Below are 25,411 nucleotides of genomic sequence, written 5' to 3' on the forward strand. Positions count from 1 at the left end.
ACTGCCGTGGATTCAGGAACCACTGCCGTGGATTCAGGAACCACTGCCGTGGATTCAGGAACCACTGCCGTGGATTCGGCTCTTCCCGCTACGGATTCGCCAGTCATGAGTGCAGGGTCGAAAATCGGGGGGGTGGATCCAGGAGTCAAGGTGGTGGGTCCGGGAGGCTCGACAGGGTGCAGTGGCAAGGTTACATGGAAGGTGCTGCCCACTCCCGGCTTGCTTTCGACCCGGATTCGCCCCTTCAACAATGCCACCAGACGCGCACAAATGGCCAAACCCAGACCGGTACCCCCATAACGACGGGTCACACTGGAATCCACCTGGGAAAAGGCCTCGAATATGTATTGCTGATGTTCCTTATCAATACCGATGCCCGTGTCATGCACCGCGATGGACAACAATCCGGCCTGATCCACTGTGGTTTGCAAAACGACTTTCCCCTGTCCGGTAAACTTGATGGCATTACCCAACAGATTGAACAACACCTGCCGCACCCGGAGCCGGTCGATGACAATCCATTCTGGAACGTTTTCGGCCACGTCATGTTCAAGGTGAATTCCCTTGTTGGCAGCCATGGATCCCAATAAATCGGTCATTTCTTGCAGGAGCAGACGAAGATTGACCGGCTCCTGGACAATTTCCATCCGCCCGGACTCGATCCGGGACAGGTCCAGAATCTGGTTGATCAAATCCAGCAGGGTATGACCTGCACTCTGCAATTTGGTCACATATTCCTTCTGCTCTGGATGCAGATCGGATTCGAGCAACATGTCGCTCATGCCGATGACCACGTTCATGGGAGTCCGGATCTCATGACTCATGGTGGCCAGGAATTCGCTTTTGGTCAGGTTGGCTTTTTCGGCCTGTTCCCTGGCTTTTTCGGCCTGTTCCCTGGCTTTTTCGGCCTGTTCCCTGGCCTGTTCGGCTTGTTCTCTGGCCTGGATCATGGCCATTTCGGCTTCCTTGCTGGCGGTGACATCCCTCAAGACGAAGATCAACCACTCCACCATGTTCTGTGCATCCTTGACCGGATACAACGTCCAATCCCAATAGGTGGTACCCCATTCCGGGTGGTCCGGAAATTTGAATGGTTTGCCGATGATCGTGAAAGGCTCCCCGGTCTTGACCACCTGCCGGAAGATGGTCTCATTTTCGGCATGCGGATAGAGCGAAAAATGGTTTTTGCCTGGAAAGAACTCCGCATCCCTGGCACAGGCCTCGGCATAGGAACGATTGACCCGGATAAAATTGAAATCCCGATCCAGAAAGGCGATGGAGAGGTGGGTCGTGTTGAACAATTTTTCCAAAAAATTGTTGGATTGTTGCAGGGAGTGCTGCCGGTCGGTAATCTCCCGGGTCATGGTGTTGAAAGCATGACCAATAAAAGCAAAATCGCCGACCAGATTGTTGCTGACGAGATCCATTCTGCCGGCGGGATTATTGCTGACAAAATCCGTTCTGTCAGCGGAAATGTCAGACATGATCATTTGAATGGTGGAGAGGGGGCGGGTGACATGGCGACGAATGACAAAACCAATTGCAGCAAAAAGGACCAGAAAGGAGATTCCGTGCAAGACAAGGCCGTACATGAACTCCTGACGGATTGTATGTGACAGGTCAGTCGCGGGAATTTTGATACTCAGGATGCCCCGCAGATCGCCTTCCCTGTAGTCAAAGGCATCCTTGAAGAGAGCCTGGATGGTGGGATGGGCATCCTCTTTTCGACCGTGGCATTTCAGGCAATAGCGCTCGACATGAATGGGCCGGGCATAGTGATAGAACGGCCTGCCGTCGGCGGTCCTGAAAGGCTGGAAATACACCTCTTTTTGGGGTTGGTTGCGGAAAAAGCGAATCGCTTCCATCTGGACCGGGTCCGCTGCATTGTCAGGGTTGCGCGGACGATCCGAGACATTGTTGAACGTCAGACCGGAACCACTCCAATTGGGAAAATCCCGGGAAATCTTTCCCAATGCATAGGCCGGCAACAAGCCCAGCGTGTTTTCGGTCAAGGGCAGTTCGCTGTTGAGAAATAATTGGTGATAATAGCGCCGGGTGGCCATGAGAATACCACGGATCTGCTCGGCAAGATGAAACACGTCTTGTTCGGCATGTCGTTGCATCCGTTGCAGGGACAACAGCTCAAGGACGGTAAAGGATGCCAGCATGACAGAAAAAATGATGATCAACAGGCGATTTTGCAGTTTCATACACAAACCGGATTTTACTTGTCAGATACTTGCGGTGCCTGGAAATCTTCCCAATAACAGGCAATCCCCCCGATCTCAAGCAGTACCACCACCCCGTTGAGAATACCAGGAAAATCTCCGGGAATTTCTGAATTTATAAGGTGATCTGACATGTTTCTGTTACGCTTGGCCTCATGCCGGGAAGATTGCCGGGAGAGTGTGGCCACTTCCGGTCACCTCCGACCACATTTGGTCACAATATTTTTGTGACTCCTGGGGTCTGTTCGGAAAAAGCAGCATGATTTCAAATAATAGACAAAAAAACGGCGAGAAATCCGGAGATTCACCGACAGCGCCACAGGCTCCGGGCCGGGAAAGTTGCCGGGAAATGTTTGGACCCCTTGGCTTCCTGAGAGAAACAGGGTATGGTGAGGAATGGAGTTCGCGGAAGGGTCTGATCTGTGCGTAGTCGGCTGTTGCCGGCTTTTTTTTTGAGGGAGCCATATTTTCAAGAACATCGCCGGGTCAGGCAAAAAGGTGGATGCACCATGCCGGACAGGGTGAGACACGTTTGTGTCAATTGACGGAAAAACTCCCTGGAGCCGGTGCATGCGCGGTGTTGGATGTGGAAAATGAATGGATCAGGTGCAAATTGCACCGTGGAGTGTTGCGGGGGATGAACAGGAATGACATCCTCCCGGCATTGGGTGGTGCTGCCAGTCAGGTGCAAATTGTGCGTAAACCGTTTGACCTGATCAGCAAGGCCAATTTGGAAGTCGATTTTCAGGAAGAGTGAGCGGACTGAGGCCATGGCAGGGGAAATCATGCAGGTTGTGGAGCAGGTTGCCCGGGAAAAAGGGATCGACCGGCAAATCGTCATCGACGCAATGGAAACAGCCATATTGACCGCCTCGCGGAAAAAATATGGTGCCAACAAGAATATCCAGGCACGATTCGACAACAGGTCCGGTGAGTTTGTCCTGAACCAGTTGCGGGAAGTGGTGGAACCCACCCTCCAGGTGGACGACCCGGATCTGCGCATTTCGCTGGAAGATGCCCGGAGACTGAATCCCGGTGCCAAACCAGGCGATTTTATCGCCGAGGCTCTGCCCACCATCGAATTTGGCCGCATCGCCGCCCAGACAGCCAAACAGGTGATCGTCCAGAAGGTGCGCGAAGCCGAACGCGAACGCATCTTCCAGGAATATGTGGATCGCAAAGGCCAACTGGTCAACGGCCTGGTCAAACGGGTGGAGCGCAACAATATCTACGTGGACCTCGGTCGCACATCCGCCTTCCTGCCCCACGAAGAACAATTGCCTCGGGAACACTATCGCCCGGGAGACCGGATCCGGGCCTACATCTTCGATGTCCGGGACGCCACACGCGGACCGCAGGTGATCCTCTCCCGTACCCACCCGGAAATGGTGACCCGGTTGTTTGAAATGGAAGTGCCGGAAATCTACGATGGACTCGTGGAAATTCGCGCCGTGGCACGCGATCCGGGCTACCGCAGCAAAATTGCCGTCCGCTCCAACGATGCCCATGTGGACCCGGTCGGAGCCTGCGTGGGCATGCGGGGCTCCCGTGTCCAGGGCGTGGTCACGGAGCTGCAAGGCGAACGCATCGACATCATCGAATGGAATGCCGATCCCGCCGTCTTCGTCTGCAATGCCCTGGCCCCGGCTGAAGTGTCCAAAGTGGTCATGGACGAAGAAGAAAAAAGCATCAAGGTGGTGGTCAACGAGGATCAACTCTCCCTCGCCATCGGTCGTCGCGGACAAAACGTTCGCCTCGCCTCGGACCTGACCGGCTGGCGCATCGACATCATCACCGAACAGGAAGAACTCAACAGCCGCACCGAAGAGTTCCATGAACTGGCCAAAGGGTTCATGGCCACCCTGGATATCGATGAAGAGATCGCCAGCGCCCTGATCCAGGAAGGCTTCACCACCAGCGAGGAAGTGGCTTACATTCCCCTGGAAGAGCTGGCCAGCATCGAAGGCTTCGATGAGGAAATCGCCAAAGAACTGCGCAATCGCGCCCGGGACCAACTGTTGCAACAGGCACTGAAGACCGAGGAACGCAAAGTGGAATTGGAAATTGATCCAAGATTGTCCAAACTGGAGGCCATGCCCGAAGGCATGATCGTTCCACTGGCGGAAAAAGGTATACGTGACCTGGATGCCCTGGCAGACTTGAGTACCGACGAGTTCATGGAGCTGGTCGTCAATACCACCATGACCCAAAATGATATCGAGGCGTTGATCCTCGAAGCACGGCGCGTGGCAGGATGGTTTGATGAAAGTGAAAAACCGAAAGAAAAAACAAGGAAAACAGGAGGAAAAAAGACCGGATGAGCAACCGGAAAATATCCCCTTCCGCACCTGTCTGATCAGCCGGATAACATTCCCACGCAATCATCTGCTTCGATTTGTCGTGGACCCAGCCGGACAGTTGGTGGAAGATCTGCCAGGAAATCGGCCAGGACGCGGTGTCTATATCCAACCAACCCGGCAGCATGTTATAAAGCTTGTCCGACGCCAGGGGCAGTTGCAACGGTTGAGCCGCCATCCCCTGATCCTGCCGGATCCCGAAGTGCTGCAAGAACGTATCTCCCAGGCACTGACCCGCAGGTTGATCGATGGCATCGGACTGGCCCGGCGTGGTAAAATGCTTTCCATCGACAAACCCCTGGAACTGCCCAGCCAGGAACAGATGGGCGCAGCCTGTGGCCAAATAACAGCACCCCTACTGGCACTCCCGGAAGGAAAAATGGCACGACGAGTCCGGGCCGATGTCCTGCGATGGCAAACGTTTTTCTCGTCGTGAAGGTCTGGAAAAAAGCAGGGACGGATTTTCCAGCAGGTAAACCAAAACAGCAGCGGAGACGTATTCGTTGAGAGACGACACCAAGAAGACCGCGAATAGCGATGGGAAGTTGAGTCTGAAGGCACCGCGCCGGATCGTTCTCAAAAAAACGGTGGAGGGTGGTTCCATAAAACAGAACTTTTCCCACGGCCGCAGCAAGAGCGTCGTCGTGGAAGTGCGCCGCAAACGGACTTTCATCAAGGCTGGATCGGGAGTCCATTCCGAAGACCCCACGGCGCTCCAGGTGGCCCACGAAGAGTCATCTCATCGAGGTTCTCATGAAGAGCCACAAGTGGGGCATGAAGACAGGGACAAGGAACACCATATCCTGCTGCCCATGACCCAGGAAGAACGTCAGGCTTTCGAGCAGGAAAGTCTCGAACACCCGCACCCGGAACAGACACACCCGGGACCAGACCGTGCGGAACAGACGCACCTGGAACCGGACCACCCGGAACAGACACACCTGGAACCAGGTCGTCCAGAACCGGGACACCCGGGACCGGAGCGTCTGGAACAGGCACGCCAGGAACCGGAACGTCCGGAACAAGCGCACCTGGAACAGAATCAACCGGAACAGGAACATCCGCAACCGAAGCATCCAGAGCAGGCTCACCTGGAACAGAATCAACCGGAACAGGAACATCCGGAACAAGATGGGCAAGGACAAAAACACCCTGCCGACCCGTTGCAGGTCACCGTGCAACCGGTCGGGCATGAACGCCCGCATGCTCCCGAACAAAAACCCGACGAAATCGCGCCCGTACAGCCCCAGAGTGTGCTGCACCCGACTGAACAGCAGGTTGAAAAAAATAAAGAAATGGAACAACACTCCGGGAAACAACCCACCGGGCAGCAAAAAGTCGAGCAACCGAAGAGCAACCAGCAACAAAAAAGTGGGCAAACCCACGCTGGACGCCCCAGGTTCGAGAATCGGGCCTCAGAAAAACCGACACCCCCTTCCTATGAAAAAAAATCCGGTGCCGCCGAAACTGGCAAACAGTCGGAATCCGGTGCCTCCCGGGACAAAAAAGCCAATACCTACCATGGTGCCGCATCACCCCATGCGAACAGGGGAGCCCCCGGTAACGCAAAGGCTGGAAGAGACAAGGGCAGAGGAAGAGATCGGGGCGGAAGACCGGGTTCGGTGGTGGTGACAGCCAAGCTGCCGGTTATCGATGAAGCAGCGATTTCTCTGGATGGTGTCGCTTCCCAAGAGGATGACATTGTGCCGGAACTCCTGGCAGGCGTCGTGGTCGATACCGTCGGACTGGAAAAAACCGACGGCAAACGCAAACTGACCCGCCTGCAACGGGAAGAAGTGGCCCGTAAAAAAACCGAAGACCTCGTCACCAAACGTCTCTCCCAGTTGGAAGAGCTGCGCGAACAGAAACGCCGTATCGAAGAGCAGCGTACCCTGGAAATCGAAGGACAACGCCTGACACAAAATCGCGAAACCCTGAAGACCAAGGGAAAACGCAAGGGACGCAAGGGAGCCGGAGCGGCATCGACCAGCGGTTCCGGAGGCGGACAGGGTGGTGGTGGTGGCGGCGGCGGTTCCTCGAACCAGGGGCGGAGCGGGCGCGGCGGTCGTGAAGAACGGCGCGTCGAAGGACCACCGGCTCCCGTGGTGCGGGAAGTGATCATTCCGGAAACCATCACCGTGGCCGAGTTGGCCAGCCGCATGGCGGTCAAATCGTCGAAAGTCATCAAGCTCCTGTTCAGTCAGGGGGTGATGGTGACCATCAATCAGGTCCTGGATCAGGACACGGCCACCCTGCTTGTGGAAGAGATGGGACATCGGACCAAACAGGTCTCGATTGGTGCCGACATCGAAGCCGAACTGGCCGATGCCGGGGATCATCCGGAGATGCTGTCGGAACGCTGGCCCGTGGTCACCGTCATGGGCCATGTGGACCATGGCAAGACCTCCCTGCTGGATGCCATTCGCAAAACCAATGTGACCGCCGGCGAACATGGCGGCATCACCCAACATATCGGTGCCTACCAGGTCACCACCTCCAGCGGCAAACGCATCACCTTCCTGGATACCCCCGGTCACGCCGCCTTCACGGCCATGCGGGCGCGGGGTGCCAAGGCCACGGACATCGTTGTCCTCGTGGTTGCGGCCGACGATGGCGTCATGCCACAAACCATGGAAGCCGTCAGCCATGCCAAGGATGCCGGGGTGCCCATCGTGGTGGCCATCAACAAGATCGACAAACCCAATGCCAACCCCGACCGGGTCATGCAACAACTCTCCGAACATGGCCTGGTCCCGGAGGTCTGGGGGGGCGACACCATTTTCGTGCCGCTCTCGGCCAAAAGCGGGGCGGGACTCGAAAATCTCGAAGAGATGATCCTCTTGCAGGCCGAAATGCTCAATCTCAGGGCCAACCCGGACCGTCGGGCGCGCGGAGTGATCATCGAGGCCAATCTGGATCGTGGTCGCGGGGCCGTGGCCACCTGTCTGGTCCGCAACGGCACCTTGCGGGTGGGTGATGTGTTTGTGGTCGGCCACGAATGGGGCAAGATTCGCGGCCTGCTGACCGACCGGGGCGAAAGTGTCACCTCAGCCGGCCCTTCCACCCCCGTGGAAGTGATCGGCCTCTCCGGCATTCCCAAGGCCGGTGACAATCTGGTCGTGGTCCCCGATGAACGCCGGGCACGCGAAATTGCCTCGTTCCGCGCCCAAAAGAGCAAGGAACAGGAACAGGCCCGCCAATCCCCGGCCAAACTGGACGATCTGTTCGATCAGATCAAGGAAGGGGAAAAGGCCGACCTGAAAGTGGTCATCAAAGGCGACGTGCAAGGTTCGGTCGAGGCCCTGTCGGATGCCCTGCGCAAAATTGAACATCCGCTGGTGCAGGTGACTGTCATCCACATGGGTGTCGGTGGCATCAACGAATCCGATGTCATGCTCGCCGTGGCCTCCGATGCCGTGGTGGTGGGCTTCAATGTCCGCGCCGATGCCAAGGCCCGCGAACTCTCCAAACGGGAAAAAGTGGACCTGCGTTTCTACAATGTCATCTACAATCTGGTGGATGATGTCAAACGCGCCATGGAAGGGATGCTGGAGTCCACCTACAAGGAAAACGTTACCGGCCATGCCCAGGTGCGCGAACTGTTCCGCATCTCCAAGGTCGGCAATGTGGCCGGCTGCATGGTCACCGACGGGGTGATTCTCCGCAACTCCCTGGTTCGCCTGCTGCGCGACAATGTCGTGGTCCATCAAGGCTCCATCTCCGCCCTGAAACGCTTCAAGGAGGATGCCCGGGAAGTGCGCGAAGGGGTGGAGTGCGGCATCAGCCTGGATAAGTTCAGCGATATCAAGGTCGGCGATATCATCGAAGTCTTTGTGCGAGAGGAAGTGCGTCCCACCATATCCGAATGATGCGCATCGGTGTTCTTGAGGTGCGTCTGCACCTGCCCGGCGTGCATTCCCTGAAAGAAAAACGGAGTATCGTCAAGGGATTGCTCGCCAGGATTCGAAATCAGTTTGAGGTTGCTGCCGCCGAGGTGGACCATCTGGATCTCTGGCAGTCCGCCGGACTCGGCATGGCCGCAGTGGGCAACGATACGGCCTTGCTGCAAAGCCGGTTGCGCAAGGTGGTCACTTTCATCGAACAGAGTGGCCAGGCAAGCGTGGCGGATTTTCGGGTGGATGTGATCACATGAGCGTGCGCACCGAGCGGGTTCGTGTACAAATTCGACGGGAAATTGCTGCCATGCTGGAGCGTGGCGAGGTCAAGGATCCGCGCCTGACCGGCCTCATATCCATCTCCGACGTGGAGGTGAGCCGGGATCTCAGTTATGCCACGGTCTTTTATTCCATCCTGGGTCCCGCAGAGGCTGATGAAAAGAGCTGCGAGGCCCTGAACCATGCAACAGGCTTTATCCGCAGTCGCCTCGCCCGCCGTTTGAAGCTTCGCCAGATTCCCATCCTGCGCTTTGTCAAGGACACCTCGTTCGAGTATGGCAACCAGATGGATCGTTTGCTGCAATCCCTGCACATACCGGCCCCGGAAGAAGAAAAATAGCAGGAAATCCGTCCCATGGACCACGCGACCCTGACCTTGCCCATCAAGGGCATGAAATGTGCCTCCTGTGCCGGGCGGGTGGAACGCCGATTGAAGGATTTATCCGGCGTGGCGCATGTGGCCGTCAATCTGGCCGTCCACCAGGTCACCGTGACCGGCACTGCTGCCGTGGCGGATGTGGTGGCTGCGATCACCGCCACGGGCTTTTCCGTACCCACGGTGCAGGAGACATTTCGCATCGAGGGTCTTTCATGTGCCGCGTGTGTGCATCGCACCGAAATGGCCTTGCAGGCGGTACCCGGGGTGCAAAGCGCCAGCGTCAATCTGGCCGAGGCCACGGCGACGGTCACCTATATGACCCCGCCTGCCGACTATGGCACCCTGGGCCAGGCCGTGGCCAAAAAGGGCTTTCGTCTGGTGCGTCTGGAAGAGACCGCCGACCCCCTGGTGCAGATGGAGCAGGAGCAACAGCAGGAATATCAGGATTTGCGTCTGCGTCTGGGGGTGGGGGCCGTACTGGCCACGTTGGCCATGGTTCTGGCCCACTGGCAAATGTTCGATTTGCAGCACATCCTGGCCATTCCCACCTCCCTCAATCATGGCCTGCAAGGATTGTTGGTGACCCCGATACAATTCTGGGCCGGCTGGCGTTTTCATGCCAACACCCTGGCGGTTGCCCGGCATGGGGGTGCCAACATGCACACCCTGGTGACCATCGGCACTTTCAGTGCCTACCTTTATTCCCTGCTCGTGTTGTTGGCTCCTGGTCTCTTTCAGGGCCAGGGCCTCGCGGCGGAAGTCTATTTTGATACCTCCGGCACCATCATTGTTTTGATTTTGCTGGGACGATTTTTGGAGGCCCGGGCCAAGGGGCGGACTTCTTTGGCCATTCGCGGGCTTATGGGTCTTGTTCCCCGGCGTGCGCGTGTCATTCGCAAGGGGCAGGAGGAGGAAATTCCTCTCTCGGCGGTCGTGCCCGGTGATCGGGTGGTGGTGCGTCCCGGCGAAAAAATTCCGGTCGATGGTCGCCTGCTCGATGGTCTCTCCAGTGTCGATGAGTCGATGTTGACCGGTGAATCCATGCCGGTGACCCGTGGCCCTGGTGACCCGGTCATAGGCGGCACCATCAATCGTACCGGGACTTTTACCTTCGAGGCCGAAAAGGTCGGACGGGAGACGGTTTTGGCGCATATTGTGGCCATGGTGCGTCGGGCACAGGGGTCGAAGCCGCCCATTGCCCATCTGGCCGACCGGATTGCCAGTGTGTTTGTGCCGGTGGTGCTGGGCATTGCGACCTGCACGTTTTTATTATGGTTCTGGCTGGGTCCCTCTCCTTCGATCAACTATGCCTTGTCCAATTTTATTGCCGTGTTGATCATTGCCTGTCCGTGTGCCCTGGGGCTGGCGACGCCCACGTCCATTCTGGTGGGGACCGGTCGTGGTGCCGGGATGGGCATTCTCATTCGCGGCGGCGAGTCGCTGGAGACGGCCCACAAGGTCAATGTGGTGGTGTTCGACAAGACCGGGACGCTGACCCACGGGAAGCCGGCCCTGACCGATTGGAGCGGCACGGATGGTGTCTTGGCCCTGGTGGCGGGGGCGGAGAGTCGTTCGGAACATCCGGTGGCCCTGGCCGTGGTACAGGCTGCCCGGGCCAGGGGTCTGGACCTGCTGCAACCGGAGCAGTTCGAGGCGGTGCCGGGTCAGGGGGTACGGGCGCGGGTGGCTGGGCAGGACATTCTGGTTGGCACCCGGCACCTGCTGACCGAGGCCAATGTGGCCATCCAGACCGGTGACATCCTGGCCACGCAACTGGAGGAGGCCGGCAAGACAACCCTGCTGGTGGCCGTGAATGGAGAGTTGGCGGGCGTCATGGGGGTGGCCGATACGGTGCGCCAGGAGAGTCGGGCGGCTGTTGCCGCTTTGCAGGCCATGGGAATCCGGGTCATCATGTTGACCGGTGACACCCGACGCACGGCCCAGGCCATTGCCGCGCCACTGGGCATCGATCACATTCGTGCCGGGCTTCTCCCGGAACAGAAAAGTGCTGAAATTCAAAAACTTCAGCAAGAGGGCAACATTGTCGCCATGGTGGGTGACGGGATCAACGATGCCCCGGCATTGGCTTTGGCACATGTCGGAATTGCCATGGGGGCAGGCACGGATGTCGCCATGGCTGCCGCCGACATTACTCTCATGTCCAACGATCCGCGTGGGGTTGCCAAGGCCATTCATCTTTCCCGGGCCACCTTGCGCAACATTCGCCAAAATCTTTTTTGGGCCTTTGCCTACAACATCATCCTGATTCCATTGGCTGCCGGGGTGTGGTTTCCCTGGTTTGGTATTTTGCTGTCGCCGGTTTTTGCCGCTGCCGCCATGGCATTTTCCAGTGTGACCGTGGTGACCAATGCCCTGAGATTGAAAGAATATCCAAAAATTTGATCAACGCATGGTGGTTCTGAAATCCATGAAATTTTGTCCCATTTGTGCGCAGGCATTGACGATCAGGGAGATTGACGGCAAGAGCCGTGCTGCCTGTCCGACCTCGGGTTGCGGCTTTGTTTTCTGGGACAATCCGGTACCGGTGGTGGCCGGAATTGTCGAGATCGGGACGGGTGTTGTTCTGGCCCACAACAAGGCTTGGCCCTCGGGCAAATATTCCGTGATTACCGGATTTTTGGAACGTGGCGAAACCCCCGAGGCCGGGATTGTCCGGGAGACACGGGAGGAGTTGGGATTGCACGCCACGGCCACGGCCCTGGTCGGTCTCTATCCCTATGCCAGGGCCAACCAGATTATCATGGCCTACCATTTGACTGCCGAGGGTGAGATTGTATTGGGGGAAGAGTTGGATGATTATCGCATCATTCCCAAAAACCGACTCAAAGGGTGGGATTTTGGGACCGGATTGGCGGTGACGGATTGGTTGAATGGAGTGATCAGCGCTTCTGCTTCGCAACCGACTGGAAAAGATGGATAGTTTTGGACAGTTCCCGGATTGTTTGGCCGGATTGGCACAAACGATGCCCAAGACCCACAAACCCGAGTGCATGAAAGTGGAGACCCGTACAGCATGTTTTCCCTCAAAGACAACAGCAGACTCTCCATAGAAGAGTTTCTCGCCGATCCGACGACCCCCATCCTGATCGACGTGCGCGGCAGCACGGATGCCGATCCCACCATCCCGGGTTCCATCCGGGTCTACGTGCTGGACATTGACGAACACACGAGCGCTTTTGAAAAGCGGTTCGAGTCGCAACTGGCCCGGCGGCCCATGCTGCTCTATTGCAGCAAGGGGGAAAGCAGTGGCTATCTGCAAAAAAAATTTTCCAAAAAATATCGGGTTTTGAGTCTGCAAGGGGGGATGGTCGCCTATCTGACCACCATTTCCCGCCTGCTCCATGATCACCCCTATGGCGACTCGAAAAAAAAGGGGGATACCATGGTCAAACTTCTGAAAACCCTGACCAATCGCGAAACTGATCCGGCCACGTTCCGCAAAATCGTGAATCGCCTGCTCAGTTGCACCCCCAATCCAAAATTCAAGAAACTGGTGCGTTAACCTCTCTTGAACCGGCAGGTGCAGGTCAACTCTTGGGGGTCCTTATGACTCATCCCGAATCCTGGAGCCAGACAACCGAATACGACTCGCCCTGGAAAGAGCTTGGTGGCCTGACACTGTTCCGTAGTGGCAACACTTTGTGATATAAGGGCTTTTCCAGTTCCTCAAGGAGGAGGGAAGGCCATGGTGGGACCAGAAGTCGTTGTGGATGTCGGGTGTGTGAATCCGGAATGTGAACGATTTGGGATCAAGGGGTTGGGTGATGTAGTGATTCGTCGTCGGTATGGGACGAGCGGGATCCGGTTTCTTCGTTGCCGACGCTGTCAGCATGAATTTTCCGAACGGCATGGCACGCCGCTGTACGATCTTCGGATCTCCCAAGAGAAGATCGTAGCAGTGGTCAGCCACTTGGCGGAGGGAACTGGAGTCCGCAAAACGGCCCGGTTGACTGGGGTCTCCAGGGACACCGTTGGACGGATCCTCAAGCGGGTTGGAGACCATGCCAAGGAGGTTCACGACCTGTTGGTCGGCGACTGTTTTTTCCCGAACTTGATTATCGCTTCGGCTATTTGGCAATGGTTTTTATTGGGGCTTCGCCCCAAACCCACCAGGACTCTATCCTGGACCTGTCCGGTCGCCAGCCCCCTCGACCCCGTTTTAAACTGATCCGTGACCAAAATGATGATCAAGACTGGAATCCGCCCTGCGTGGCCTGGATTTTTTCCAGAAATTCAGCCTCGGTCAACACGGCAACCCCAAACTCCCTGGCCTTGGTCAGTTTGGAACCCGGGTCGGCACCGGCCACCACAAAATCCGTGCGGCGGGACACCGAACCGGAAACCTTGGCCCCCAAAGCTTCCAATCTGGCCCTGGCCTGGGTCCGTCCCATGGTGGCCAGGGTGCCGGTCAACACGACGGTCTGCCCCTCCAGGGGACGCAGGAGTCCGGCAGGGGTTCCAGCCCAGGTTTGCCAAGTGGAACTCGCACTTTTCAGACGGGCGAGAATTTCCTGGTTGCCGGGGGCACGAAAAAATCCATGCACCCGGGCAGCCACCTTGGGACCGACATCAGGGACGCCTTCCAGCTCTTCGAGGTTGGCATTTTCCAGATTGTCCAGGGTCTTGAAATGGGACGCCAGATTGCGGGCCGTGGCCTCGCCGACCTCGCGAATACCCAGCGCAAAGAGAAAACGGTCCAGGCCATGGTTTTTGCTGGCGGCAATGGCCTGCAATAAATTATCCGCCGATTTTTCCCCCATACGCTCCAGGGAGATGAGTTCCTGGCGCTTTTCCGTCAATGCGTACAGATCGGCAACGGTGGCGATCATGTCGGACTGCAACAGGGCATCCACCAGTTTTTCGCCGAGTCCCTCGATATCCAGGGCACGTCGGGAGGCAAAATGACGGATGCCCTCGCGACGCTGAGCCGGGCAAGACAACTCACCCGAACACCGGGCAATGGTCTCGCCCACCAACTGGATGACCGGGGCCTGACAAACAGGACAGTGGGTTGGACAGGCAAGCACCTCCGGCCGCATCCGGCCCTGTTCCACGACACCGACCACTTCCGGAATGACATCCCCCGCCCGACGCACACTGACCTGATCCCCTGGTCGCACATCCTTGCGTTGCAGCTCCTGAAAATTGTGCAGGGTGGCATTGGTGATGGTCACCCCCCCGACCACGACCGGTTCGAGACGGGCCACCGGGGTCAGGGCACCGGTACGCCCCACCTGGATTTCAATGGCCCGTACCCGGGTCAGGGCCTCGCGCCCGGGAAATTTATGCGCCACGGCCCAACGCGGGGTTCGGGTCAGGGTGCCCAGCCGCTCACAATCCTCGCGGGCATCCACCTTGTAGACAACGCCGTCAATTTCATAATCCAGACGATCACGCCGGGCCAGCAACTCCGCGTGGAATTCCAGACACCCCGCCACTCCCGTCACCACCCGCCGCTCTGGACAGACCGGAAAACCCCAGGCCGCCAGGTGATCCAGCAGGGCATGCCGGGTTTCCGGCAGAAATCCCCCCTCGACCAGACCCAGGCCATGACAAAAAAGCGTCAGGGATCGCTGGGCCGTGATGCGGGCATCAATCTGTCGCAGGCTGCCGGCAGCGGCATTGCGCGGGTTGGCAAAGGTGCGTTCACCACGGGCACGCGCCTGTTCATTGTAGGCTGCAAAGGCGGAAAGGGGCATGTACACCTCGGCCCGGACCTCCAGCAGGGTCGGCATGTTTTCGCCGACGATTTCCCGGGGCAGCCCGGCAAGAGTCCCGGCCTGGGCCGTCACCTCCTCGCCAACCCGACCATCGCCCCGGGTGGCAACCCGGACCAGGACGCCATGCCGATACACCAGACTGATGGCCAAACCATCCACCTTGGGCTCCGCCATATACTGCATCTCAGATATCTTTCCCAACCCCTCGCGAACACGCCGATCAAACTCCTCCACATCCGTCATGGAAAAAGCGTTGTCCAGGGAAAGCATGGGCACGCCATGAGCAACGGCAGCAAAAGCCGCCAGGGGCGGGGCACCCACCAATTGGGTCGGCGAATCGGGGGTGATCAGCTCCGGGAAACGGCTCTCCAGCTCCACAAGTTGCCGAAAGAGACGATCATAGGCCGCATCGGGAATTTCCGGGTCATCCAGGAGATGGTAACGATACGCATGGTGGCGCAACTCGTTACGCAGCATTTCCAACTGCCGGCAGAGTTCCGGGGAGGGGATTTCCAGATTCATTGCAGAGAGCGTATTGAAAAAAAATGTCTGAAAGACTGGGATGGGGGTCCAGGGGGAAGGGCTGCGCCCTTCCCCCTGGTGGGGTTTGGGGCGAGAGCCACCCAACAAAAACCCATTGCCACTGTTTTCTCAAACAACAAGCCCCGAACAAACAACAAATCTCGCAGCAGAAGCAGCAGAAGAAGAAACAGAATCAGTTTAATCATGCCGTCCGTCTGGTTCAGAAGGGAATATCGTCACCAAAGCTCGCACCGGCTGGTTCAGAAGGGAATATCGTCATCAAAGCTCACACCCCGGTCGAAGTCGTTGCCGGAAGCAGGCGTGGCGGAACGATTGGCGGCGGGATCGGCATTGCCCATGGGGGGAGCCGAAGGAGGACCGGTCATGGCAGGAACAGAGTCGTTATAAACATCGATGGGGGGCATGGGAACCTGACTCGTCCCACCACCGGAACGGCTGTCCACAATGAACATCTGGCTGCCGAACTCATTCAAGGTCACTTCGGTGGTGTAGCGTTCGACACCCTGCTTGTCGGTCCACTTGCGGGTCTGGAGACGCCCTTCCACGTAGACCTTGCTGCCCTTGCGATAATATTGCTGGGCAATCTCGGCCAGTTTGCCGAAAACCACCACCCGGTGCCATTCGGTGCGCTCTTTTTTTTCACCCTGGGTATCCTTCCAGGATTCTGAGGTGGCCACGTTCAGGGTGGCAACGGGCTTGCCCGCCTGTGTATAGCGCACCTCCGGGTCAGCGCCCAGATTGCCGATCAATTGGACCTTGTTCAACGAGTAGGACGCCATGGTTGTCACCCCACGAGTAAAAAAAGAGTTCCGCACCGTTTCGCAAACCGATAGTATTCCGACACCATAAGGATAAAAAGTGTTGAATGCAAGCGTTCCGTGGCCACATCCTCCAGGATCACGCCCGGCTTGCCAGACGGGGGCCGGTTGCCCCCATAACCATGACCCCCCTGCAAAGAGATCGATAAAATCATGCTGATCATCCTGGGAAGCTATTTATTGGGAGCCGTGCCTTTCGGGTTGCTGGTGGCCAGATGGTATGGTGCCGGAGATATCCGGCAACAAGGCAGCGGCAACATTGGTGCCACCAATGTTTTGCGCACCGCCGGACGCACCGCCGGAGCCTTGGCCCTGCTCCTCGATATCGGCAAAGGTGCCCTGGCCACCGGCGTGGCCCGCTGGCTGGCGGAACCCGGCTCGCCGCTCGTGGCCGCAGCGGCCCTGGCGGTTTTTCTGGGCCACCTTTTCCCGGTCTATCTGAAATTCAAGGGAGGCAAAGGAGTCGCCACCGGGCTTGGCGTTTTTCTGGCCTGGACGCCGCTGACCGGCCTGTTGACCGCCCTGGCCTGGCTGCTGGGTGCCTGGATGTTTCGCATCTCTTCGGTGGGTGCCCTGGTGGCTTTCGCGGTCCTGCCCACAGCCCTGTTCATCCAGCAGGCAACCCTGGCCGGCAGCGTCGCCGGAATCATTTCGGCACTGGTTTATTGGCGACACCGGGACAATATACGGCGCATTCTGGCCGGGAGCGAACCCCGGATCGGCCAAAAAGGCACAACCCGGGTTGCTGGATGATCGTGCCATGGAACGTTCCACCCTGATCGACTGGTTGCGTCTGGTACGGGTCCCCGGCCTGGGACCGATGCGTCTGGGCCTGCTGCAAAACCATTTTTTGCATCCGGGAGAAATTCTCGCCGCTTCCGTGGAGACGATTCGCGCCCGGATCCCCTCGCTTCCCCGACCGGTGCTGGCCGGCCTGCAAGCCGCCGCCCGCCCGGAAGCCGCTGCCGATGCCGCCACCGAACTGGATCGTCTCCAGGCCATGGGCGGACAGGTCCTGGTCCGGGGTGAACCCGGCTATCCCCGGCCCCTGGCAGAAATTCATGATCCACCTGTCGTCTTGTTCGTCCAGGGCAATCCGGACCATCTTCAGGCCAGAACGCTCGTGGCGATTGTCGGCAGCCGGGATCCCACCCCCCCCGGTGCAGCCACGGCCCGCCGCCTGGCCACGGAAATGGCCACCCAGGAGATCGTTGTGGTCAGTGGTCTGGCCGTCGGAATCGACAGTGCCGCACATCTGGGTGCCCTGGAAGGGGGAGGACCCACCGTGGCCGTGTTGGCCACCGGTCTGGACATCAACTATCCCCCAACCAACCAGACATTGCGCAAACGCATTGCAGCCCACGGCTGCCTGGTCACCGAGGCCGTGCTGGGCATTCCTCCGGCCCCCGCGCTTTTTCCGCCCCGCAACCGGATCATCAGCGGCCTCTCCCAGGGTGTCGTGGTGGTGGAAGCCGCCATGCGCTCCGGCTCCCTGATCACGGCCCGCATGGCCCTCGAACAAGGTCGTGAAGTCTTTGCCGTGCCCGGCATGGTCGCCAATCAACGCAGTCGCGGCTGCCATCGCCTCCTGCGGGAAGGTGCCCGCCTCGTGGAAGATGTCAACGATATTCTGGAGGAGTTGCATTGGACTCTGGGTAAACATCCCGTCTCCATCGCCCCCACATCCCGCAACACCAAAACGACCACATCCCCCAAAATGACCGCAGCGAAAAGTGCCGCTTCCCCGGCGGCCGCCGCACCTCCCATCCAGCCATCCCTCCCGTTTCCACCCCCGGAATACACCCCCACCGAAGTGATGATTCTGGATAATCTGAAAAAAGCTCCGGCACAAACCGATGAGTTGGCGAGGAGTTGTCAATTGACAGTCGCCACACTTTCCCGCATTTTACTTGACCTGGAACTGGCTGGTGTGGTGCAACGCTCTCCAGGCAACATTTTTTGCCTGAAGATCGTGGAGTGAGGCACACACACCGGTACCATCAGAATTTTTGACGGATACTGCAAACCATGACTGCCATCGTCGTCGTCGAATCCCCCGCCAAGGCGCGGACCATCAACAAGTTTCTTGGCGCAGGCTACGAGGTGATCGCCTCCTATGGCCACATTCGCGACCTGCCGAAAAAAAATGGCTCGGTGCTTCCCGAGGAGGGGTTTCGCATGTGCTACGAGGTTCCCAAGACCTCGCAAAAGCATGTGGATGCCATTGCCAAGGCCGTCAAGAAGGCCGACACCCTCCTGCTGGCCACCGACCCGGATCGTGAAGGAGAGGCCATTTCCTGGCATGTACTCGAAGCCCTGCGGGAAAAAAATGTCCTGGGCAAGATTCCCGTCAAACGGGTGGTGTTTCACGAAATCACCCAACGGGCCATCCAGGAGGCCATCGCCCACGCCCGGGAAGTGGACATGGACATGGTCAATGCCCAACAGGCCCGTCGTGCCCTGGATTATCTGGTGGGCTTCAACCTGAGTCCCCTGTTGTGGAAAAAAGTGCGCCGGGGTCTTTCCGCCGGACGGGTGCAATCGGTTGCCCTGCGCCTCGTCTGCGAACGGGAAAATGAAATTCGTGCCTTCAAGGCACAGGAGTATTGGAGCATCATTGCCGAAGTGGAAAAAACGGATACCCCGCAACGCTTTCCAGCCCGTCTGGCCGTGGCCGGGGGAGAGAAGCTCGACAAGTTTTCCATTCCCGATGCCGCACGCGCCAACGAGCTGGTGGCTGCCATCAAGGATCAGCCCCTCTTTTTGACCGAACTGGAAAAAAAGCAGGTCAAGCGCAATCCGGCCCCTCCCTTCATCACCTCCACATTGCAGCAGGAGGCCTCCCGCAAGCTGGGTTTTTCAGCGCGCAAAACCATGTCCACCGCCCAGCAGCTCTATGAAGGCGTGGAGGTTCCCACGCCCGATGGCGGCAAGGAGGTGGTTGGTCTCATCACCTACATGCGTACCGACTCGGTCAATCTGGCCGCCGAGGCCGTGACGGCCCTGCGGGATCTGGTCAAGGAGCGCTATGGTGCCCAGTACCTGCCCAAGACCGAACGCCGCTTCAAATCCTCGACCAAAAACGCCCAGGAAGCCCATGAAGCGGTCCGCCCGACCGATCCACGGCGCATTCCGGAACAGCTTGCCAAGGTTTTGCCGAAGGATTTACTGCGTTTGTACGATCTGATCTGGAAACGGGCCGTGGCCTGCCAGATGGAAGCCGCCCGCATCGATCAGGTCAGTGCCGTCCTGGCCGTGGGCAAGAATGATCCCAACGCCCCCTATCGTCTCAAGGCAACCGGATCGTCGGTGGCATTTGACGGCTTTCGCAAGGTGTACGACGAGGGAACCGATGCCGTCTCGGCCCAGGACCGGGACGATGACGAAAATGCCGCCATGCTCCCGCCCCTGACCAAGGGCGAAACCCTGCGCCAGACAAAACTCGAACCACACCAACACTTTACGGAACCACCCCCCCGCTATACCGAGGCCAGCCTGGTCAAGGCCCTGGAAAGTTATGGCATCGGTCGGCCCTCCACCTATGCCCCCACCATGTCCACCATCCAGGACCGGGGCTACGCCCGTCTGGAAAAAAAGCAGTTTCATCCGGAAGATCTGGGGCTGGTGGTCAATACCTTCCTGGTACAACATTTTGCCCGGTATGTGGATTATAATTTTACCGCCCATCTGGAAGATGAACTGGACGCTGTCTCGCGGGGAGAAAAGGCCTGGGTTCCTCTCCTGGATACTTTCTGGAAACCGTTCATCAGCCAGATCCAGGAAAAGGAGCAATCGACCAAAAAATCGGAGATCACCTCCGAAGCCACGGATGAAGTCTGCCCGACCTGTGGCAAACCCGTCATGATCAAACTGGGTCGTTTCGGTCGCTTCAAGGCCTGCTCCGGATACCCCGAATGCCGGTTTACCGAAAACATCAAAAAACAGGGCACCGGGGAGTCGTCCGACACCGCCGCGCCGGCCTCGGAACCGGTCATATCGGACCGCAAATGTGACAAATGCGGCAGTCCCATGCAAATCAAGGAGGGTCGCTACGGCAAATTTCTGGCCTGCACCGGCTATCCCAAATGCAGCAACATTCAACCTCTGGAAAAACCAAAGGAAACCAACGTTCCCTGTCCCGAGTGCAAAAAAGGGACGTTCCTGGAAAAAAAATCCCGGCGCGGCAAACTGTTCTACTCCTGCTCACGCTACCCGGATTGCAAAAAGGCCTTGTGGAATTACCCACTGCCCATTCCGTGTCCCCTGTGCAAGGCACCCTTCCTGACCCAGAAAATCACCAAGCGCCGTGGCACCGAGCATGTCTGTGCGACAGAAGGGTGTACCTACAAGGTCGTTGTTGCCCCGCCGAATGCCGACGCACCAGAGCCGGAAGCGGACGCGGAGTGAGGCAATGGCGGTTCTTCCCTTGTCAATTCAGCCACCATTTCCGAAATGGCCCATCAAAAAGCTTTCGGCAAACCGGCCTGTTTCAAGACACCGTTTGCCGTGTGTCTTGACAAGATTTTGTGATCGACCGGGAAATAGCAATTTGTTATGGGACTGAACCAAATTTCGTGATCTCCCTTGCCTGGGCGATAAAATTCACAGCCTGATTGCCGCAGCAATTCCTTGAGTGTTCTGGAGAAATCAGACATATGAAGCTTCAGGAACGATTCATTGGCAAAAGGGAAATCATTCGCTCGGAGGAAATCCGTAGTGGAACGGATTCCCTTTGTTCAAAAGGAACTCCATTCAACTCCAGTAACTCGGGAATCATGGTTTCAAGCTTTAGAACAAGCAGTTCAAGAGTTGCTGCCTCCGTGATCAAACCAGGCACGTCATCACTCTGCACAACCCATACATGTGCATTTTCGTCCCAGATTGCAGATACATGAATGGCATTGTTCACTGGTGTATATCCCTCCTCGCCGCTTCAACCCGACCCTGATTGCTACACCCTGGGTCACGTTGAACCATTTATATCGCCTCGCACAGGAGTACCTCATCAGGCGGCATGAAACAATGGCTTGTCTTCTCCCTATTTGAACCAGACGTATTCAAGGCGGGCCTGGTGGATGATGGGGAACGATCTCTTCTTCCTTGATGACGCCACTGCTGACCTTGCCAGCCTGGCCCTGCCCGGCCCCGGCATTGCCGACATGTTCGGCGGTACCAGTCGGCCCGGCCCCGGTGCCAACCGGCTTGACTCCCTTTGCTTCGTTCTTGTCCGTACCGGTCGGGACCGCTCCTGATTCGGGACCCTTGGCTCCTTTTGGCACGTTGCTCTCTTGCGGCTCCCTCTTGCCGGCAGCCGGGTTTGGGGCCAACAGGTCAACATCGACCAACAGACGCGATACATAATCCAGAATGCCCAGGATATGCCCCTCTGACACATCCTGGATCTGCATCGCCTTGAGCGGATGAATATTGCGGCGCTGATTATGGCGCATCCCCTCATACTGCCGCACCATATACTGGTAATGCTGTCCCTGGATCCTGGGCAGCACTCTGGTCCCGTCCCCCTCCCCTTTCGGGCCGTGACACCGTTCACAATGCTCCTGATAGAGGTTCTTTCCCAAAACCAGATCCGTCCCCGGACCCTGGCCATGAAACGGGGTCATGGGCATGCGGGCAATGTAGGCCGCCACATCGGCCATGGCCTGCTCCCCGCCCAGGGTATCCACCTGCACAAACTTATCCATGACCGGGGCATCCCGGTTTTTTTCCGCCATGTTGAGCATTTCCCGGATCAACACCGAGGCATGCTGGCCGGATATTTGGGGATACTCCCCATTCGTGGTTCCCCAGCCGTGAGACTGGTGACATTTATTGGCACAGAATGAGTCGTAAATCTCTTTTCCCTTGACCGGATTGCCCTTCAAATAAAAGACCGCTTCCCGCTCCTGCCCCTTGTCCCAACTGTCGAGAATGACATTCAACAAGGGTTTGCCATAATTGGTGCTGTGGGGATTGGTAATCCTGGTTTCGGTCCCTTCCCGGGCCTTTTTCCGATATTCAAATTCCATGGCCTGTCTGTAATACTTTCTGGCCTGGGACCAGTCACCGTTGCGATTATGCGCCACGCCCAGATTCAGCAGGATGAAGGGATTTTTTGGATAAAGCCGCCAGGCCCCTTCCAGGGAGGTGATGGCTCCGGCGTTGTTGCCTTCCACCATGAGCCGATTGGCCAATCCAGACAGTTCCCTGGCTTTTTTGATATCGTCATCGGCTTTTTTGCGTTGGGCGGTCTCTTTTTTATCGACAGGAGGTTTTTTCTTCTCTCCACCTGACGGAGCAGAGGGTCCACCTGACGGAGCAGGGGTTGGTCGGGATTCTTCCACGGGCGGCGGATATCCCTGATCGTCAGCGTCGGTTGGCAAGTCGTTCTGGAACTCCTGCGCGGCATTTTCATCCTGGGGAAAGACGCCGGGCGGCACATCCGGTCGGGAGTGGGTACGCTCCGCCGGGCCTGGTCGTCCGGGTTTGCCGGTTGGGGGTTTGCTGGTCGGGGGTTTGCTGGTCGAGGGTTTACTGGTCGAGGATGTGGCAGGACCGGGTTTGCAGGGTTCGCTGCTCAGCTCAAACCCGCCCTGTTCGCTGCCGCATTGATAGAGAGTCTTGCTGTTGACGGCGAAGGGCAAGAGTCCAATCAACACAGACAAGAGACCGGTTCGTACCAACCCATCCTTCATGCCTTGGCTCCCCAACGCAATGTACCCGATGTATTTCCTGATCATTGTCTGCAATGCGGCAATCATGACAAGACAGGAAATTCAAGCAATTTTCGCGCCATATTTCCAATAAATCGGCACGGAAATCCAGGCCCGTTTTCACCTGTCCAGATTGGCCCAAAATGACGCATCGCCAGACCAGGCCGCGCCCGGCACCATCAAATTATAAGGCTCATAAAACATTCAGATGGAACGAAACATCCGGGTAGGGTTGCTCGATGGCGGCATTCAGGAGTTGCGACAACTCCCCGGCCACGGCATGGACCAGGGGAGGAATGGTCTCTTTCGTTGATGGCGCATGGGCAGATTCTGCCTGCAAAGCACGGTTACAGAGGGTCAACCCGGTATCGGAACCCTGCCGCAACCACGTTCTGGATTGTTCTGGATCCGGTGGGGTACCGACGCCAAAATGCAACAGGGTTCCTGCCCAGCAATATCCAAAATTCAAACCTTTTTCCGCTGCTTTTTTGGCCCAATGAACGGCCAGAGAGAGTTCCTGAGGTCCGCCCTTTCCATCAAACAGATCGAGAGAGAGTTTCACCATGGCGCGAGGATCACCGGCCTCGGCACCCTGCAAAAACCGGGCACGAGCTTCTGCCGGGTTTTTTTCGACTCCCAAACCTTCCTGATACAGGATGCCAAGCCAATACATGGCATCTCTCTCCTCGGCCTGGGCTGCTGCGCGCAACAACGCCACGGCCTGTTTCGGATCGGCAGCAACGCCATCACCGCGCCAATACATAAGACCAAGGGTGGTTACAGCCAGTACATATTTTTTGGCTGACTGGCGATACCAGGCAAGCGCCTGGGCCATATCGGGTTTGTCGCCGATCAATCCCCCCCGATACAATTGGCCCATGGCAAACTGGGCATACGCATCTCCCTGCTCGGCTGATTTTCGAAATAATGCCACGGCTTTATCTTTGTCGGGAAGCATGTCCTGAGTCCCAGACCAGTAGATCGTCGCCAACAGGTATTTTGCATTCTTGGTAAATTTTGAATCACTCGTTTGTTCCAACCAATCTCTGGCCTTGACCAAATCGCGTGGATAGCCGCCTATCCCATAATAGTAGAGTTTGCCAAGCTGGGTTGCCGCACCACGCTCACCACCATGGAATCCTTTTTCCAACCAGAACCGGGATTGTTCAGGGTCTAGAGGAATTGGATCACCCTTGAATGTCTCACCTGCATAATATAGCCCCAATAACACTTGTGCAATAATATTGTCACCTTCCGCAGCTTTTTTTAAAAAATACAAAACTTTATCTGGCTCATGCGCCAGCATGCTTTTCCGGGCATGGCAAAATGCCAAATCGAGAAAGGCTCTCGCGTCGCCTGTTTGAATCACTTTTTCTTCCCACTCTTTTGCCAACTGCTCATCTTTGGGCAAACCCCAACCATGATGATAAAACGCAGCAATATTAATCATGTTTTCCCAATTATTCGGATTCAAGGCAAGCGCTTTTTGTACCCAACCTACTGCCTCTGCTTCCAGGAGGGTGTCACGGCGGGGAAATGTTAAACTGAACAGAGTGGAAACAAGATGTTCCATAGCTGGAACATAGCCGGCCATGGATGCTCTTCTCAACCAATACAATCCATTCTGCACAGCATCGGGATCTTTTTTTTGCATCGAGTAATGAAGAGCAACATGATATTGCGCCTCCAAATCCCCATCAGAAGCCAAAGAGATGGCCTGGTCCAAAGGGATCTCTTTTCCCCGAAGGGGAACTAGAGTACTGTCATCCCCCTGGACCAGGGAAACTGTTGTCAAGGCCCAACAAAACCCAAGCATCGAAACTGCCATCGTCAAAAATCGACGCAGGAACAAGAACCCACTTTCAAGGGAAAACATGGTCATCCTGATATTGCGTTTGGAATTTGCATGGATGTACAGCATGGCGGTTTTCCCTGAATTTTATTCTGCATCCGATGTTCGATTTTGACGTATTCAGACACTATTTTTTGGGTATCGGAAAGTCCCCAGGATTAACAAAGCATTCCAAGGCTGAGTTCGGATAGTTTCTCTTACATTTATTCATTCCAATCCGAGCATCGATCCCTTCCTCAACATCCCGGTCCCCATTGGAACGATTTCTCAACATCCAGAGTGCCCAATCTTCATGTTCTTTTTGCTGTTCCTTGAGAGCTTTGATTTCCTCAGCAAGTTTTCTTCCTGCCTCCACGGCTGGTCCACCCAATGCTGTCGTGCCAAAGCCGGATCTCCAGCCGAGGTTACCAAGCCCGATTGCTCCAACAAAAGTAGCCCCGGCAACTCTTGCACCGGTGGAAGACAAACCTCCTGCTTGAACATCTTGGGAAGACGAAGCATCCGCCATGACCATGGGTTTGTCATCGGTTGCGTAGTACGTGGTTCCTCCCAGTTGCTGATTGATCAGAGGATCATCCTGCATTTTGGCTTGCAGTCGGTCATATCTT

20 protein-coding genes are annotated in these 25,411 nt (G+C 57.0%); 11 read left to right on the forward strand and 9 right to left on the reverse strand.

Annotated elements, in window-relative coordinates:
• On the reverse strand, positions 1 to 2,210 hold a 2,210-nt coding region (locus HQL65_12765; protein ID MBF0137105.1), incomplete at its 3' end, for a DUF3365 domain-containing protein.
• 788 nt (positions 2,211 to 2,998) lie between these two features.
• Between HQL65_12765 and nusA the strand changes: the two genes are divergently transcribed.
• The 8 genes from nusA to HQL65_12805 all read left to right on the forward strand — a co-directional run bounded on the left by nusA (position 2,999) and on the right by HQL65_12805 (position 12,662).
• Positions 2,999 to 4,549, forward strand: coding sequence for a transcription termination/antitermination protein NusA (gene nusA, locus HQL65_12770; GenBank protein MBF0137106.1), 1,551 nt, complete (start codon positions 2,999 to 3,001; stop codon positions 4,547 to 4,549).
• Positions 4,491 to 5,021 carry a DUF448 domain-containing protein gene (locus HQL65_12775; protein ID MBF0137107.1) on the forward strand — a complete coding sequence of 177 codons (531 nt, stop codon included), beginning with the start codon at positions 4,491 to 4,493 and terminating at the stop codon, positions 5,019 to 5,021. The genes nusA and HQL65_12775 overlap by 59 nt, the downstream gene beginning before the upstream one ends.
• A 67-nt stretch (positions 5,022 to 5,088) precedes the next feature.
• Positions 5,089 to 8,454 (forward strand): translation initiation factor IF-2, encoded by a 3,366-nt coding sequence (gene infB, locus HQL65_12780; GenBank protein MBF0137108.1) that lies wholly within the window; start codon positions 5,089 to 5,091, stop codon positions 8,452 to 8,454.
• Positions 8,454 to 8,738, forward strand: coding sequence for a DUF503 domain-containing protein (locus HQL65_12785; GenBank protein MBF0137109.1), 285 nt, complete (start codon positions 8,454 to 8,456; stop codon positions 8,736 to 8,738). Before infB ends, HQL65_12785 begins: the two co-directional genes overlap by 1 nt.
• Entirely contained in the window at positions 8,735 to 9,100 is a 366-nt protein-coding gene (gene rbfA / locus HQL65_12790) for a 30S ribosome-binding factor RbfA (GenBank protein MBF0137110.1), read from the forward strand. Before HQL65_12785 ends, rbfA begins: the two co-directional genes overlap by 4 nt.
• 15 nt (positions 9,101 to 9,115) lie before the next feature.
• Complete coding sequence (locus HQL65_12795; GenBank protein MBF0137111.1) at positions 9,116 to 11,542, forward strand: heavy metal translocating P-type ATPase; 2,427 nt, start codon at positions 9,116 to 9,118, stop codon at positions 11,540 to 11,542.
• A gap of 25 nt (positions 11,543 to 11,567) precedes the next feature.
• Positions 11,568 to 12,080, forward strand: a complete 513-nt coding sequence (locus HQL65_12800; protein ID MBF0137112.1) for an NUDIX domain-containing protein — start codon at positions 11,568 to 11,570, stop codon at positions 12,078 to 12,080.
• Between the two features lie 93 nt (positions 12,081 to 12,173).
• Entirely contained in the window at positions 12,174 to 12,662 is a 489-nt protein-coding gene (locus HQL65_12805) for a hypothetical protein (GenBank protein MBF0137113.1), read from the forward strand.
• Between the two features lie 685 nt (positions 12,663 to 13,347).
• On the opposite strand, the gene ligA is transcribed toward HQL65_12805, so the two are convergent.
• The 3 genes from ligA to HQL65_12820 all read right to left on the reverse strand — a co-directional run bounded on the left by ligA (position 13,348) and on the right by HQL65_12820 (position 16,396).
• Positions 13,348 to 15,402: an NAD-dependent DNA ligase LigA gene (gene ligA / locus HQL65_12810; protein ID MBF0137114.1), complete on the reverse strand. Its 2,055-nt coding sequence runs from the start codon at positions 15,400 to 15,402 to the stop codon at positions 13,348 to 13,350.
• 260 nt (positions 15,403 to 15,662) lie between these two features.
• On the reverse strand, positions 15,663 to 16,202 hold the full coding sequence (gene ssb, locus HQL65_12815; protein MBF0137115.1) for a single-stranded DNA-binding protein: 540 nt from the start codon (positions 16,200 to 16,202) through the stop codon (positions 15,663 to 15,665).
• Positions 16,203 to 16,207: 5 nt separating this feature from the next.
• Positions 16,208 to 16,396 carry a hypothetical protein gene (locus HQL65_12820; GenBank protein ID MBF0137116.1) on the reverse strand — a complete coding sequence of 63 codons (189 nt, stop codon included), beginning with the start codon at positions 16,394 to 16,396 and terminating at the stop codon, positions 16,208 to 16,210.
• Here HQL65_12820 and plsY point away from each other — a divergent pair.
• Genes plsY through topA form a run of 3 tightly spaced genes read left to right on the forward strand, consistent with a single transcriptional unit; the run spans position 16,395 to position 20,648 of the window.
• A complete protein-coding gene (gene plsY / locus HQL65_12825) occupies positions 16,395 to 16,994 on the forward strand; it encodes a glycerol-3-phosphate 1-O-acyltransferase PlsY (GenBank protein MBF0137117.1) in 600 nt (199 codons plus the stop codon). The genes HQL65_12820 and plsY overlap by 2 nt on opposite strands.
• Before the next feature lie 7 nt (positions 16,995 to 17,001).
• Positions 17,002 to 18,222 (forward strand): DNA-protecting protein DprA, encoded by a 1,221-nt coding sequence (gene dprA / locus HQL65_12830; protein MBF0137118.1) that lies wholly within the window; start codon positions 17,002 to 17,004, stop codon positions 18,220 to 18,222.
• A 47-nt stretch (positions 18,223 to 18,269) separates the two neighbouring features.
• Positions 18,270 to 20,648 (forward strand): type I DNA topoisomerase, encoded by a 2,379-nt coding sequence (gene topA, locus HQL65_12835; protein MBF0137119.1) that lies wholly within the window; start codon positions 18,270 to 18,272, stop codon positions 20,646 to 20,648.
• Between the two features lie 53 nt (positions 20,649 to 20,701).
• On the opposite strand, the gene HQL65_12840 is transcribed toward topA, so the two are convergent.
• From HQL65_12840 to HQL65_12860, 5 genes are all read right to left on the reverse strand, one after another.
• Positions 20,702 to 20,896, reverse strand: a complete 195-nt coding sequence (locus HQL65_12840; GenBank protein MBF0137120.1) for a type II toxin-antitoxin system HicA family toxin — start codon at positions 20,894 to 20,896, stop codon at positions 20,702 to 20,704.
• An 8-nt stretch (positions 20,897 to 20,904) separates the two neighbouring features.
• Entirely contained in the window at positions 20,905 to 21,150 is a 246-nt protein-coding gene (locus tag HQL65_12845; protein MBF0137121.1) for a DUF1902 domain-containing protein, read from the reverse strand.
• A gap of 148 nt (positions 21,151 to 21,298) precedes the next feature.
• Complete coding sequence (locus HQL65_12850) at positions 21,299 to 22,933, reverse strand: c-type cytochrome (GenBank protein ID MBF0137122.1); 1,635 nt, start codon at positions 22,931 to 22,933, stop codon at positions 21,299 to 21,301.
• A 211-nt stretch (positions 22,934 to 23,144) separates the two neighbouring features.
• Entirely contained in the window at positions 23,145 to 24,401 is a 1,257-nt protein-coding gene (locus HQL65_12855; GenBank protein ID MBF0137123.1) for a sel1 repeat family protein, read from the reverse strand.
• Between the two features lie 529 nt (positions 24,402 to 24,930).
• On the reverse strand, positions 24,931 to 25,411 hold a 481-nt coding region (locus HQL65_12860), incomplete at its 5' end, for a hypothetical protein (protein MBF0137124.1).

The organism is Magnetococcales bacterium (assembly GCA_015228935.1).
Lineage (GTDB): Bacteria > Pseudomonadota > Magnetococcia > Magnetococcales > DC0425bin3 > HA3dbin3.

Bases quoted from the DNA above. Each gene is read 5' to 3' on its own strand.
- HQL65_12785 (MBF0137109.1), top strand. From the start codon at position 8,454: ATGCGCATCGGTGTTCTTGAGGTGCGTCTGCACCTGCCCGGCGTGCAT.
- rbfA (MBF0137110.1), top strand. From the start codon at position 8,735: ATGAGCGTGCGCACCGAGCGGGTTCGTGTACAAATTCGACGGGAAATT.
- HQL65_12800 (MBF0137112.1), top strand. From the start codon at position 11,568: ATGAAATTTTGTCCCATTTGTGCGCAGGCATTGACGATCAGGGAGATT.
- plsY (MBF0137117.1), top strand. From the start codon at position 16,395: ATGCTGATCATCCTGGGAAGCTATTTATTGGGAGCCGTGCCTTTCGGG.
- HQL65_12820 (MBF0137116.1), bottom strand. From the start codon at position 16,396: ATGATTTTATCGATCTCTTTGCAGGGGGGTCATGGTTATGGGGGCAAC.
- HQL65_12850 (MBF0137122.1), bottom strand. From the start codon at position 22,933: ATGAAGGATGGGTTGGTACGAACCGGTCTCTTGTCTGTGTTGATTGGA.
- HQL65_12855 (MBF0137123.1), bottom strand. From the start codon at position 24,401: ATGATTAATATTGCTGCGTTTTATCATCATGGTTGGGGTTTGCCCAAA.
- dprA (MBF0137118.1), top strand. From the start codon at position 17,002: ATGGAACGTTCCACCCTGATCGACTGGTTGCGTCTGGTACGGGTCCCC.
- nusA (MBF0137106.1), top strand. From the start codon at position 2,999: ATGGCAGGGGAAATCATGCAGGTTGTGGAGCAGGTTGCCCGGGAAAAA.
- topA (MBF0137119.1), top strand. From the start codon at position 18,270: ATGACTGCCATCGTCGTCGTCGAATCCCCCGCCAAGGCGCGGACCATC.
- ligA (MBF0137114.1), bottom strand. From the start codon at position 15,402: ATGAATCTGGAAATCCCCTCCCCGGAACTCTGCCGGCAGTTGGAAATG.
- HQL65_12795 (MBF0137111.1), top strand. From the start codon at position 9,116: ATGGACCACGCGACCCTGACCTTGCCCATCAAGGGCATGAAATGTGCC.
- HQL65_12840 (MBF0137120.1), bottom strand. From the start codon at position 20,896: ATGTCTGATTTCTCCAGAACACTCAAGGAATTGCTGCGGCAATCAGGC.
- HQL65_12805 (MBF0137113.1), top strand. From the start codon at position 12,174: ATGTTTTCCCTCAAAGACAACAGCAGACTCTCCATAGAAGAGTTTCTC.
- HQL65_12775 (MBF0137107.1), top strand. From the start codon at position 4,491: ATGAAAGTGAAAAACCGAAAGAAAAAACAAGGAAAACAGGAGGAAAAA.
- ssb (MBF0137115.1), bottom strand. From the start codon at position 16,202: ATGGCGTCCTACTCGTTGAACAAGGTCCAATTGATCGGCAATCTGGGC.